General features: G+C 39.7%; 11 protein-coding genes, 1 tRNA gene and 1 pseudogene. 8 read left to right on the forward strand and 5 right to left on the reverse strand.

Going from position 1 to position 13,945, the window contains the following annotated elements; all coding sequences use genetic code 11:
- The first annotated feature begins 256 nt into the window (after positions 1-256).
- A complete protein-coding gene (locus tag FTT72_RS05455; protein WP_180092188.1) occupies positions 257-595 on the forward strand; it encodes an MGMT family protein in 339 nt (112 codons plus the stop codon).
- 105 nt (positions 596-700) lie between these two features.
- Here the strand turns inward: FTT72_RS05455 and FTT72_RS05460 are convergent, their stop codons facing one another.
- Positions 701-1,141 (reverse strand): universal stress protein, encoded by a 441-nt coding sequence (locus FTT72_RS05460; protein WP_180177991.1) that lies wholly within the window; start codon positions 1,139-1,141, stop codon positions 701-703.
- Positions 1,142-1,434: 293 nt separating this feature from the next.
- Complete coding sequence (locus FTT72_RS05465) at positions 1,435-1,851, reverse strand: hypothetical protein (protein WP_180007463.1); 417 nt, start codon at positions 1,849-1,851, stop codon at positions 1,435-1,437.
- Between the two features lie 167 nt (positions 1,852-2,018).
- On the opposite strand from FTT72_RS05465, the gene FTT72_RS05470 reads away from it, so the two are divergent.
- Positions 2,019-2,095 (forward strand) — tRNA-Met (locus FTT72_RS05470).
- A gap of 264 nt (positions 2,096-2,359) precedes the next feature.
- Here the strand turns inward: FTT72_RS05470 and FTT72_RS05475 are convergent.
- Both FTT72_RS05475 and FTT72_RS05480 read right to left on the reverse strand, forming a co-directional pair.
- Positions 2,360-3,985 (reverse strand): NAD+ synthase, encoded by a 1,626-nt coding sequence (locus FTT72_RS05475; protein WP_180177992.1) that lies wholly within the window; start codon positions 3,983-3,985, stop codon positions 2,360-2,362.
- Positions 3,986-4,360: 375 nt separating this feature from the next.
- Positions 4,361-4,873, reverse strand: a complete 513-nt coding sequence (locus FTT72_RS05480; protein ID WP_218953472.1) for a hypothetical protein — start codon at positions 4,871-4,873, stop codon at positions 4,361-4,363.
- Between the two features lie 30 nt (positions 4,874-4,903).
- Between FTT72_RS05480 and FTT72_RS05485 the strand changes: the two genes are divergently transcribed.
- The 6 genes and pseudogenes from FTT72_RS05485 to FTT72_RS05510 form a co-directional block, all read left to right on the forward strand.
- Positions 4,904-6,541, forward strand: coding sequence for an AAA family ATPase (locus tag FTT72_RS05485; RefSeq protein ID WP_373686891.1), 1,638 nt, complete (start codon positions 4,904-4,906; stop codon positions 6,539-6,541).
- A complete protein-coding gene (locus tag FTT72_RS05490; RefSeq protein ID WP_180177993.1) occupies positions 6,529-7,968 on the forward strand; it encodes a VWA domain-containing protein in 1,440 nt (479 codons plus the stop codon). Before FTT72_RS05485 ends, FTT72_RS05490 begins: the two co-directional genes overlap by 13 nt.
- Before the next feature lie 237 nt (positions 7,969-8,205).
- Positions 8,206-9,162: a metal-dependent hydrolase gene (locus FTT72_RS05495; protein WP_180177994.1), complete on the forward strand. Its 957-nt coding sequence runs from the start codon at positions 8,206-8,208 to the stop codon at positions 9,160-9,162.
- Positions 9,163-9,174: 12 nt separating this feature from the next.
- Positions 9,175-10,041 (forward strand): SDR family NAD(P)-dependent oxidoreductase, encoded by an 867-nt coding sequence (locus FTT72_RS05500; protein WP_180177995.1) that lies wholly within the window; start codon positions 9,175-9,177, stop codon positions 10,039-10,041.
- Positions 10,038-10,238, forward strand: a complete 201-nt coding sequence (locus FTT72_RS05505) for a hypothetical protein (RefSeq protein ID WP_180123713.1) — start codon at positions 10,038-10,040, stop codon at positions 10,236-10,238. The genes FTT72_RS05500 and FTT72_RS05505 overlap by 4 nt, the downstream gene beginning before the upstream one ends.
- Positions 10,239-11,678: pseudogene (locus tag FTT72_RS05510) on the forward strand (flavin-containing monooxygenase); the annotation flags it as partial.
- Positions 11,679-12,012: 334 nt separating this feature from the next.
- On the opposite strand, the gene gltA reads toward FTT72_RS05510, so the two are convergent.
- Positions 12,013-13,290, reverse strand: a complete 1,278-nt coding sequence (gltA, locus tag FTT72_RS05515) for a citrate synthase (RefSeq protein WP_078189909.1) — start codon at positions 13,288-13,290, stop codon at positions 12,013-12,015.
- Between the last annotated feature and the right edge of the window lie 655 nt (positions 13,291-13,945).

The following is a 13,945-nucleotide window of genomic DNA, read 5'->3' on the forward strand; positions in this document are numbered from 1 at the left end:
GCTTTAAATGACGCTGTCTTTTTGCATAAAAAATACGATATCTCGCCATGTTTTTAATTGCATAAATGCGCTCTCTACCAAGGGGCGATATTTATACAAATGGTTGTCATAGCCCAAATGTGTCGATAAAGTTGAATTTCTCACATTGAAAAATACTGATGTGACCTTGAAAGATTTACTCGATCACAACCAATTACTGTACTAATCTGTAAAAATTAAGTATTAATCAAAGAGAACCTTAGGGTTCTCTTTTTTGATGCGACTCAAAGGAGCTCATGTGAAGCAGAGTGATGAATTGGCAACGCAGATTTTGTCGGTTATTCAATTGATACCGCAAGCGAAGATTGCCACTTATGGACAAATTGCCAAATTAGCGGGTTTACCGAAGCATGCACGACTGGTTGGCTATGTGCTTAAGCATCTAGATGCAACATCAACGATCCCATGGCATCGGGTGGTCAATGCGCAGGGAAAAATCAGCACGCAGCGCTGTAATGAAAAAGGCGAAAATATTCAGCAATTGAAATTGGCAGCTGAAAATGTCTTTGTAGTGAATGGACGCATCTCATTGAAACAATATCAATGGATACCTTAAAAAATCCTTGCCTTAAACTTAGCGTTTTAATTTTATTATTGATGAAGTAGTCAATAAAAAGCCCTCTAGGATCAGAAGGCTTTTTTAAGCTATAAATCTAATGGCTTATTTGCGTACAACCAAAACAGGAATGTCTGAAGCACCCAGTACGCTTTGAGCTACGCTGCCCAAGAAGAATTTTTTGATCCCAGTACGGCCATGTGAACCAATGATAATCAAGTCCGCATGTGTTTCTTCTGCAGCTTTAACCAGTTCTGTATGCACCACTTGACCTTCAAGTAAGCGAGTTTCAACAGTGACACCTTCAGTTGAAAATTTCGCTTTTGCTTCTTCAAGTGTATTTAAAATCGATGCACGAGCACGTTCAATTAAATCATTGGTTTGTGCTGCTGAAATATACTCTGCAGCAATATATGGATCGAGCGTCAGTACTTGAACCACAGTAATTTTACTACCAAAAGTTTTTGCAAACTCGACAGCTTTAGCCACCGCAGCATAAGAAGTGTCTGAACCGTCCACTGGAACTAAAATATTATTTAAAGCCATCTTATTTCTCCTTATCTGATCAATTGAATTTGGATGGAAAAACCTGAAAAAAAGCGCTATTTACATTGATCATAGTTTCATCATACGCTTTTTTATTTTGGAATAAAACCAAGTAAATTCATAAGGATATTGTGAATTTTGTAATAAAAATATTGCAAAAATATAGACTTGTTTTCACCTCGCTTAGCGATAGCAAAAATGCTCAATAATGTAAGCAGCTATGTCTAGATTGTAAGACAATTTGGTGCTGAAAAATTGAGCCTAGATGAATTCATCCAACAGCAGACATAGTTTTAATCACACTGTTTTTCTTGCTCTGTCAGGGTAATATGCAACGCTTGTTGCTCAAGCAAGCTTAATTTATGCAAAGTATCTTCAGGAAAGATCTGTTTCTGTAGGCGTTGAATCTGTCGAGCTGATAAATACTGATTGGCACAATACATTGCAGCTTCATTGGCGCGAGCAACACTGACTAATTTCTCCTGATCATTGAAGTCGAGACGAATGATAGGCTGCTGTGCTCGGCTAAGTTGAGCCATGCTGCGCTTTTGTTGCATGCTCAATAAAGGCTGTTTATTAATCCAAGTCGCCACATCACGTCGCACACCATTATAGTCAACAAAAATAGGTGAGACGATTTGGCAGCCCGTTAAGGTCATGACGGCAAGGCTGAGGGTCAGACAGGCTTTTTTTATCGAATTGAATTGCATGATAAAACTCTAATTTTTAATCAAAAAATATAGTAAATAGGGCTAAAAATAGCATAATTTGCTTAAATAGTAACATCTTGAACTTTGCTTGTTTAAACTCTGAACAATTGCAAACAAAAATGCTTGACGATAATGTGTGAAATCTAGATAATGCCACCACAGTTTACGGCTATGTAGCTCAGTTGGTTAGAGCACCGCACTCATAATGCGGGGGTCACAAGTTCAAGTCTCGTCATAGCCACCATTTTTATAGACCAAGCTCTCAGCTTGGTCTCTTTTTTTGTGCCTAGAAAAAGTCAAATAGATTGAAATAATTACTGCACTAATAAAATGATCTATTCACGGTGTTTATGTAGAAATAAAAGAGAACTCAAATCTTTAACTGCATTATTTGATGACCTAACTTTTGAAATACATCTCAATTATTTTTTATTTTTACTGCTACGTATTTTGCGCCTATAAAAAAAGCCCAGTGATAGAACTGGGCTTTTTGATTTGAATCGAGTAATTAGATACCCGGTTTCCAACCATTCACGATTGGGTAGCGTCGTTCACGGCTAAATGCACGTGAGCTGATACGTGGACCAATCGCACCTTGGCGACGTTTGTATTCGTTTAGATCAACCAAACGGATGACTTTTTTCACAATTTCAGCATCAAAACCTTTAGCAATGATGTCATCTTGGCTCATGTCTTCTTCGATATAGGCATATAAGATGGCATCCAATACTTCGTATTCAGGTAGAGAGTCTTGGTCTTTCTGATCTGGACGAAGTTCCGCAGAAGGTGGGCGAGTAATCACACGTTCAGGGATCACTGGTGTTTCTGAAATGCTGTTACGGTATTTTGCTAGTTCAAATACAATCGTTTTATAAACGTCTTTAAGAACTGCAAAGCCACCGACCATGTCACCGTACAATGTACAGTAGCCAACAGATAATTCAGACTTGTTCCCTGTAGAAAGGACTAAATTGCCGAACTTGTTCGATAAGGCCATTAGCAACGTACCACGAGAACGCGCTTGTAGGTTTTCTTCAGTCGCATCAGTCGGTGCATCGCCAAAGAAAGGGAACAAGGTTTGCATGAAGCCATTCACAATCGGGTTGATTTCGGCAATACCAAAAGTTACGCCCATATTTTTGGCTTGTTCAGCCGCATCTTCAACACTGATTTGTGCAGTATAAGTATATGGCATCATGACCGCTTGAACTTTATCTGCGCCAATCGCATCGGCAGCAATCGCTAAAGTTAATGCTGAGTCAATACCACCAGATAGACCTAAAATCACACCTGGGAAGCCCGAGCGTTGTACGTAGTCACGGGTTGCGATCACAAGGCTTTGGTAGATTTCAGCCATGGTATTTAATACAGGGGTGATTGCACCTGTTTTAAAGGCTTTTTGTTCAGCATCGTATTCTGCGATATATAGATCTTCAACAAAACTCGGTGCTTGCAATGCAACTTCACCTGAATTGTTCATCACAAAGCTTGTGCCATCAAAGACAAGGTCATCTTGACCGCCCACTTGGTTACAGTAAACCAAATTGATGTTCAATTGTTTGGTCAATGCAGCCATGGTTTCAATGCGATGCTGTGGTTTACCAACTTCATAAGGTGAAGCATTTAAAACCAAAGCGGTTTCAACATTTAACTGAGCAAGCTGTTGAACAGTTGGTAATGCCCAAACATCTTCGCAAATCAACACACCAAACTTATGACCTAAATATTCAAAGACAAGGTGTTGATGACCCTCACTGAAATAACGTTTTTCATCAAAAACGCTATAGTTTGGAAGATTTTGTTTATTGTAAATCCCGAGAACTTGACCATTTTTCATGACAGCAGCAGAGTTATAGCGCTGACCATCTTCAGTTTGATTCACAAAACCAAAGACTAAAACGATGTCCTTAACGCTCGCCAATTGTTCAAAAGCTTGCTGTGTACGTTTATTTAAACTTGGACGTAATAATAAATCTTCAGCAGGATAACCAACTGTAGAAAGTTCCGGAAAAACAATAATATCTGCATTCTGTTCTTTTGCAGCATTGGCTTGTTGAAGCATTTTTGCTGCGTTTGATTCTAGATTACCAATATGCGGAGAGAACTGAGCAAGTGCAATTTTAAAACTATTCATTCCAACTAAATCCTATTCCTATAGGTGAATACACTTAACACACTGATTTGTATTATTGTGATTATTCAGCGAGTGTATTTAGATACGAAAAATACTGCCGAAAGGCGAAAACAAAACACCATCATCGTATGATAATTCACTTGTTTTGATGCAAAGCAAAAAAATAAGGTGAACCTATTTTATCTGAATTTAAGCGAGATACTAGAGGTATTCATAGCTTTTAAAAGCCTAGCTGAGCTTATGTGCTATAAAGTAAATATTAATGCTGTTTTTTTGTACTTAAAATAGCGTCAATGGCCAAGCACTAGTGTGAAATAGAATGATCAGGCGATATTCAATTTTATCTATAAATATTCGTCAAAGAGCATTGACGCTTTACAGCTCAATTTGATGAACAAGTTCTGGATATAAAATAATATTTTTTATTCGCTTTAAATAGATGTCACGAGCAATGTCGCCTTGTTGCTCAATGTTGTAGTCAAAAAATGCTTTGTGTGGTTTAAGGGTATAGTGGTAAGGATTATATTTTTTAAAACTAAAGAAATACGCCATCTGTAAAACAGCACCCCGACCCAAAACATTGATCTGCTGCTGGTATTGATAAACATGGGCCATCTCATGAATAAACAGGGCGCGATATCCTAAAGACGCTTTGGCATAGTCCGCTTTAAACAGTAAATTTCGAGCATGGATATACCCCTGAGGTGCCATGACCACATGCGCCGATTGCCAAGGCAAAAAAGGGTGATTCATCACTTTCACTTGCTCATATTGAATCAAATCCCCAAACACACTGCGACACATGGATATTTCACCTGCCGTGAGGGATCGATATTTAAAACCTTCAAGTTTTAACAGTCGGATGAGTATAGGAAAGAAAGGCAACATGATGAAAAGTTTCTAGAGTTCCAAAGGGATGTGCAGTTTAACTATAACCTGAAAAAAAGATATCGCACTGTTGCGCTGTATTTAAAAAGCGATATTTTTGCATCTGCTACAGCGAAAAAACAGTTAGGGCGTTACAATTTAGTTTTCGGTCAAACAGATAGTCAGATGCAAGCACGGATCAATACTTTAATTTCTGAAATCAGCAAAAATATGTATGAACGTGAGCAGATTATTGCTTTGAGTTTGTTGGCTGGTGTTGCGGGCATGAATACCTTTTTATATGGTTTGCCCGGCACAGCAAAAAGTTTGATTTCACGTCGAATCGCTTCTGCTTTTGAAGTCCATGACTATTTTGAATATTTGATGAATCGTTTCAGTACGCCGGAAGAAATTTTTGGGCCAGTTTCGATTAAAGCCTTAAAAGAAGATCAATATATTCGTAAAACAGAACATTATTTACCACGGGCAGATTTTGCTTTTTTAGATGAAATTTGGAAAGCCAGCCCTGCAATTTTAAATACTTTACTGACCTTGGTGAATGAACGGAGTTTTAAAAATGGAGACATTGTTCAAAAAGTTCCATTGAATGTTTTGGTCAGTGCATCGAATGAAATTCCCGAACCAAATCAAGGTTTGGATGCCTTATATGATCGTTTTATTTTGCGTTTAGAAGTGCCGCCGATTGCTGTTGCAGAAAACTTTCATGCACTATTACAGGCCAAGCCGAGTCAAGTCAGTGTTGAAGTCGATGCGACCTTAAAAATAAAAAAAGCCGAGTTGCAAGATTGGCGGGAACAGATATATCAGGTGGAATTACCCGCTTCGATTTTAAATCTGTTTGATCAACTTAAAACTCGACTCAACCATAACTTTGAAGATCACGTGGTCTATGTCTCTGACCGTCGTTGGCAACGTGTGGCTTATTTAGTCAAAGCCTGTGCATTTTTAAATGATCGTCCATCAGTGATTTTGAGTGATCTATTAATTTTAAAACATTGCTTATGGAATCAGCCTGAAGACATTGCTTTTGTTTCGCAGCAGATAGATGAAGTATTGGCTGAAAATGGCTTAAATTACGGTTTGCAATTCGAACAACATGTGGCAGAGAAGGATGCACTTGAACAGCGGGTGCTCAATCATTTTTATTATACCGATGATGTGTATGAGAGTTATTTAATTCATGGCACTGATTACTTGCGTGCAGTGACCAATCTAGATCGACACTATAAAGATAAACTGTTGTATCTCGAACTGGATAAAATGGATACGAAAAAGGACTTCTTTGCCTTAGATGATACCGGTGAAGAAGTGCGTGGCATCGTATGTAATTTTAATGGTTCAAGAGTGTGTACGTTAAAAGGTGGCTATTACGGCTTAGAAGAAGTGGTGACGCCATATATAAAACATACCAAAGGTAGTCCGCGCAGCGCACTTTCAGCACAAAGCCAATATGAGCTGTTACACGAAGTTCAACAGCTCAAAGCACAGTTTCAAACAGAATTGGATCTGTTAACGGAACGCTTTAACAGTCAAAAACATCAGTTTAAATCGGTCTTTGTCACTGAACAGGATATTCAACAATTAATTCAATCTATTGAGCAGCAATTGGCAAAATATCAATTGCAGTTGCAAGATTGTGAGCGTTTGGAACAGTTATGTCGCAATTAAAACTGACACGACATCAAACTCAATCGGCACTCGATGAATTAAGTTCGCAGCTTTATGATGAATTAAAACAATCCAGTTTAAAACATTGGTTGGATGATCATAAAGTTGCAAAAAAGCTCGATCAAAAAATTCTGGAATGGGCTTTTCAGGCAAAGTCGAGTTTAGATCAGCAGCATCCCTATGCAGTGGCGCAGCAGCAATTGGAACATTGGCTTGCGTTAAAGCATTGGGAACAGGGTGATTTTGTTCAATTCCGTGCTGAATATGCCGCCTTTATGCAAACCTTAGGGATTCCAGAATTCACTGAAATGTGGCAACAGAGCCAACAGCCATTGCTGACCAAGCAGCAGCGTCAATTACAAATAGAGCTATTTAAAGGCAAATGGCAGCGCAAATTGACCGAAGCCATTGCACATTGGGAGTTTGAGCAGCTCCGTTTACAACGAGATGCCTTTTTAGATGAAATCAAAGATTTTCTCGCGACATTGTCGAAAATGGTCAAGCACCATGACAGTGTCGGGTTTGAAACTGGGATTTTTCTAGACTATTCCAAAGGACAATTAACAGAGCACGATGTACAGAACTTTGAGCAATGGGCGAATTATCTCGAGCAAGATCGGGCGCTTAAACGTCTATGTCAAATGATCGGAAGCGCACAGCCGAATATGCCACGTAAGCGGATTTCTGCTCAGTTAGAACAAGAACCACAGCAGCTTATTCACACCCCGATGGCGCAAGAGGAAATTACTGGAATTAAATTAGCACAAGAGCTCAGTATGGCTTTACCTAGCGAATTGGCGCTGTTAGCAGATCCAGACTTGCAGGTTTTATTTGATTTAAAATATTTAGAATCTAACCTGATGAGTTTTAATCGACAAGGGCAGCAACAAGGACGGGTTATCGAAGACCAACGCCATACGCAGCGTCGAGTCGGACAAAAAGGCCCGATGATTGTCTGCTTAGATACCAGTGGCTCAATGAATGGACAACCTGAACTGATTTCCAAAGCGATTTGTCTATATTTATCCATTCGAGCGCTGAAAGAAAAGCGAGCGATGTATTTGATGAATTTCTCGACCAATTTAACCGCGCTGAATTTACAGCATAACAGCGCTTTGGATGATGTCATTCACTTTTTAGGGCAGTCATTTCATGGGGGGACGGATATTATCCCTGCGATGAATCATGCCGTGGATATGCTGAAACAACCGAATTTTGTACATGCCGATGTGGTGGTGATTTCAGACTTTATAATGGGTCAACTGACTGAAGAACTCATGCAAGAGATCACACATTTTAAGCAGCAGGGCAATGGATTCTATGCTGTGGCTATCGGTAATTTTAAACTGGATCATTTAGACGACAGCCTGTTTGATCATCAATGGGTGTATCAATCTGCGACCGGTGAAGTGCAAAAAATCCAATAATCATCACTCACTCAAAATACGCCATGACCTTTAATGACAAGCTTTTGAGCCATACAACACCGATGTTTTAAAGATTGTCTGACAAAGAAAATATTTGAGCATTTTTGCAAATCGAGAGGTTGGTTTTACTAATGGTCTAGTGATCTATCTCTCTTAATTTGATCCTCAATCTATGTGTTTTTACTTTAATCGACATGAAGTCAATGAAGGGTAAACACCCAAATTGAGAGCAAAATCATGAGCGCTTTTCAACCGATAAAAAAAACGTTAGCACGCGTATTTGCAGGCCCTGTCTTTGACCCAACAAAACAGTCTGCCGTTGTTCCTATTCGTCATATGAAATTTGATTTCGAACCAGAAAAAATTGATGCAAAATTTTATATGAATGCAGAATTGGCCAGTGCCTATTTTGCATCTTTATCTATTTTCTTAACCCGTGGCGAAGATTTGGTGATCGATACAGCACGTTTTCATCGTGACTTTATTCAAGATCCTGTATTAAGACAACGTGTCACGTCGTTGATTGGGCAAGAGGCCATTCATTCACGTATGCATGAAGAAATGAATGAAGCGTATCGCGCAAGAAATTTGCCTGTGCAATTTTTTAGAAAATTAGAACATTATGTTTTTGCTTACGGCTTTGAGCGTATGCCGCAGCCAATGAAATTATCTTTAATGGCGGCAATTGAGCATTTCACCGCAGTGCTTGCGGAATACATGATGAATCATGAAGAAATTTTCTTTAGTTCAATTGATGAAAAGCAACGCGCCATTTGGATGTGGCATATGTTGGAAGAGTCAGAACACAAAGACATTGCCTATGATGTTTATCAAGAATTATCAGGTAATTATGCCTTACGTATTGCTGGTTTTTTCCCTGCATTAATTACCATTTTGGGTTTGATTTCAATTGGTGCTTCGATTGTCCCTTTCTACAGAAAACCGTCGAACTTGATTAGCCTAAGCTACTGGAAAGATGTTCCGCGCAGTTTCCAACTGATTTTTGGTCTAAAAGATGGTGTCTATGGCAGCAGCCTCGGGCATATTTTTGATTATTTACGACCAAGTTTTCACCCGAATGATCATGACACTTCTGCATTTCTTGAATATTACAAAAAGCGTTTGTTGAACCCTGTTGATGGCGTGTTGACACCATATTTTGTCAAAGAATTTACCCCAGCATTAAAACGATAAAAGGACAAAACCATGGGTCTATTTGGAAAAAAGAACAAGCCAAGTGAAAATGCCTATGCAGTGGTCACCGGTGCAGGCAGTGGTATTGGGCGAAGTTTCGCTTTGGAGTTGGCACGTCGTGGCGGAACAGTGGTCTGTGCAGATATTCATTTAGATGCAGCGCAAGAAACGGTGGATCAAATTCAATCCATGACCTCATCAAACGCATATGCAGTGCAGTGTGATGTCGGTAAGGCTGAAGAAGTAAAAGCATTGTCAGAGCAAGCTGAGCAGTTGATGGGACATGCTGTGACCTTAGTGATCAACAATGCAGGCGTCGGGCTGGGTGGTAAATTTGATGAGCTGAGTTTAGACGACTGGCAGTGGTGTATGCATGTCAATTTGTGGGGTGTGGTGCATGGCTGCCATTATTTTGTACCCAAGCTGAAGCAAAATAAGCAGGGCGGCGCGATTATTAATGTTGCTTCTGCTGCAGCATATACTGCTGCACCAGAAATGACAGCATATAACGTGACGAAGTCGAGTGTGTTGGCATTGTCTGAAACTTTATCGGCAGAGCTGCGATCGGCAAATATCCGTGTGAATGTACTGTGCCCAACCTTGGTGCCGACCAATATCATGAAAAATGGACGCTTGCCCAATCGATATTCAGGCTTGGCTGATCAACTGCTGATGAATCATGCATTTATGACGAGCCACGATGTCGTCAATTTGACATTGAATAATTTAGATGCTGGGAAGTTGTATACCATTCCGCAACCTGATGCCAAATTATTTTGGTGGTTAAAGCGTTTATCCCCGCAAACCTATACTCGTTTATTGGGGGTGGGTTATCCCTTATTTAACAACTATATTAAAAAGTCGGGAGCAAAAGCATGAACATGCCGACACAATTACATGACGAAGATGTAAAAGCATTAGATCAAGAGAAAACTCAAACTAAAAAGGCAACAACGCAAACTAATGTACGTCGTACTGTAACGTCTTCTGCCAAAGCAAAAAAAGCAGTACAAGACCAATCAGAGTCAGAGCCTAGCCTAGAAAAACCAAGCGTAGAAAATCAAGTGCGTGTCTAAGATACCATTGTAATTGGTGCGGGGATATCAGGTTTAGCTGCTGCTCATCAAATGAATAAACGGGGTTATACAGATTATGTGGTTTTAGAAAAAGCCAATCGTGTGGGAGGTACATGGCGCGACAACACCTATCCAGGTTGTGGATGTGATGTTCCTTCGGCTTTGTATTCTTTTTCATTTGCTCCGAGTCATAAATGGAGTCATTTATTTGCCAAGCAACCTGAGATTCTGAACTACTTAGAGGATGTGGCAGAGCAGCATGCGCTGTATCGCAACATTCAGTTCAATTGTGAATTAATTGCAGCGGAATGGAATGAGCAATTAAAGCAATGGCAATTGGAGACCAGTAAAGGTAAGTATGCGGCAAGAACAGTGATCTTTTCCACTGGGCCGATTACTGAACCGCAAATTCCAAAAATTAAAGGTATTGAAAGCTTTGAAGGTGAAATGTTCCATTCTGCGCGATGGAACCATGCCTATGACTTAAAAGATAAACGTATTGCAGTGATTGGTACGGGGGCATCTGCGATTCAGTTTATTCCTCAGATTCAACCTATTGCCAAAAATGTGGTGGTGTTTCAACGGACTGCGCCATGGGTATTACCAAAAGCAGATTTACCACTGAATGACCGTGCGAAAGGCATCATTACCCGTTTTCCGACTGTTCAAGAAACTTGGCGCAAAAGTGTGGCCGGTATATTAAATGGTATTAATTTAGGGCTGCGTAATCCTTCACTGTTAGAGCCTGTGAATTATTTGGGTCGTCAGTTGTTGAAAACACAAATTCAAGATGCTGAATTACGTGAAAAAGTAACACCAAACTTTTCTATTGGTTGTAAGCGTCTTTTATTTGCCAATAACTATTATCCTGCGTTGCAGCAAGCCAATGTTGAACTTGTGCCACATGGTTTAGTTGAAATAGAAGGTAATACCGTCATCGCTGCAAATGGTGAACGTCATGAAGTCGATGTCATTATTTGGGGCACAGGATTTGAAGTTTCTCATCCGCCGATTGGACAACGTGTAAAAAATGCCAAAGGGGAGTTATTGTCAGAACTTTGGAAAAACAGTTCTCCTGAAGCGTTTTTGGGTACCAGTATCGCGCAAGTACCTAATGCCTTTTTGGTGCTCGGGCCAAATATTTTGGTTTATGACTCATTCATTGGTATTGCAGAAGCACAGGTTGGATATATTGTTGATGCCTTGGTAAAAATGAAACAAGAGAAGATACAGCGGCTTGAAATTAAGCCAAATGTATTGGCGTATCACAATGCAAAAGTGCAGACACATCTACAGACTACAGTCTTTAATAGTGGTGGTTGTAAGAGCTATTACTTAGATGCCAATGGACGCAATTTTGCAGCTTGGCCGTGGTCACTGAAACAGTTAAAGCAGCGTCTTAAACAGGTGGACTTGACAGACTATGAGTCGGTTGCCTAGAGAATATTGCTTAATAAAAGTTACTTAACTTAATAAGCCAAAATAAAGCATCATCAATATTTAAACCTTTTGTTTACAGCCTAATTTCTACGTGGAATTAGGCTTTTTTTATGACGATATCTGATGAAGCAGTGTGAGATTTTCTAGAAAATGGCGATTTAAAATATACTCAGCAATAAACAGCATACTTTATAGCTTGTGAGGCATCGTTTTATCTAATGATTGAGCAGGAAAATTCAGTCAGATAGGGCTGTTTTAAAGTGCAAAATATATCTAGCTGCATAAAAAAACCGCCCCAAAGGGACGGTTTTTAGATTCGCACAATTCTTTCGAATTAACGACCTTGGATATCGCGTTGAGTTTCGCCAGTGTAAAGCTGACGAGGACGACCGATTTTGTAAGGTGCGCTGTGCATTTCTAACCAGTGGCTGATCCAACCAACAGTACGTGCAAGAGCGAAGATTACAGTAAACATTTCTGTTGGGATACCAATCGCTTTAAGGATGATACCTGAGTAGAAGTCTACGTTAGGGTATAGGTTACGTTTGATGAAGTATTCGTCAGAAAGCGCAATACGTTCAAGTTCCATAGCCAAAGCAAGTTGTGGATCGTTGATACCAAGTGCAGTTAACACTTCGTCACAAGTCTCTTTCATTACTTTCGCACGTGGATCGAAGTTTTTGTAAACTCGGTGACCGAAGCCCATAAGTTTAACTTCTTTAGTTTTCACTTTTTCCATGAACGGAGCAACGTTTTCTACAGTGCCGATTTCATCAAGCATCTTAAGAACAGCTTCGTTCGCGCCGCCATGAGCAGGTCCCCATAGAGCCGCGATACCCGCAGCGATACATGCGTATGGGTTAGCGCCAGTAGAACCAGCAAGACGTACTGTAGAAGTAGACGCGTTTTGTTCGTGGTCAGCATGAAGCGTGAAGATACGGTCCATTGCTTTAGCAAGAATAGGGTCAACTTTGTAATCACGGTCTGCAGGAGTAGCAAACATCATGTACAAGAAGTTTTCTGCGTAGCTTAAGTCGTTACGTGGGTAAACGAATGGTTGGCCTACTGTGTATTTGTAAGTCCAAGCAGCTAAAGTAGGAACTTTAGCGATTAAGCGAATAGCAGTGATTTCGCGGTGGTCAATGTTTTCAACATCGAAACCGTTGTGATAGAACGCAGAAAGCGCACCAACAACACCACACATGATCGCCATAGGGTGAGCGTCACGACGGAAACCATTGAAGAAACGGCCAACTTGATCGTGAACCATAGTGTGGTTACGAACTTTAGCATCGAATTCTTGTTTTTGTTCAGCAGTAGGAAGCTCGCCGTTCAAAAGAAGGTAGCAAGTTTCTAAGTAGTCTGCTTTAGTAGCAAGCTGGTCGATTGGGTAGCCACGGTGTAGAAGAACACCTTTACCGCCGTCAATGAAAGTGATTTTAGATTCACAAGCAGCCGTTGAGACAAAACCAGGATCAAAAGTAAAGTGACCTGCGGCCAACACATCTTTAACGTCAATTACATCTGGGCCTAGAGTGCCACTGTAAATTGGTAAGTCAATTTCTTTGCCATCAAGCTGTAAAACGGCTTTTTTGCCAGTTGCTTCAGACATTCAATAGATCTCCTGTCCTGGTGAATGTTTTATCTGACTCAGTACTAATCTTTTAATGCGAGAATCAGACGGATCAAAAATTTGCTCTAAGATTAGAGGGAACTGAAATTTTGTCAATTATACTTATGGATATAAATTGAGGATCATTGATTGAAATGAAGCACAATTCATCCGCTTAAAAAATGAGTAAAATCACAGTGCCGACGCAGTATAATAAGTCAAATTGCAGGGGAGGTGCAGATTAAAAAAAGCCTATTGCCTTAATTGTAAGCAATTTTTAATTCTTAAAAACTCTGAAACAAATATGAATTACAAGACCGCTATTTCATTAAATTATTATAATTTTCGTAACTTACACACATCTGTGGCTCTAAATTGCTGTTTTCTTATTCATAATTAAAACGACTTAATCGCCCTTAAAAAAAAGTTCGTTTGGTTAAAAAATAGTTAATTAAACGCCTTAAACAGCCTAATAAATGATCATTTTTGTCATTGGAATGGGAAATAATGGTGTTTTATTGAACGGATTTGCTGTTGCTGAGATTTTTATGCACAGACTAAGTACTTATTTCGTTTCATGATCTTTGAGTTTTATCATTTGAGAAAATGATGCACATTTATTTTTATGATTAAGGCTTGGCGAATGTGCTGGAAG

It is taken from the genome of Acinetobacter sp. YH01005 (assembly GCF_013420465.1).
Lineage (GTDB): Bacteria > Pseudomonadota > Gammaproteobacteria > Pseudomonadales > Moraxellaceae > Acinetobacter > Acinetobacter amyesii.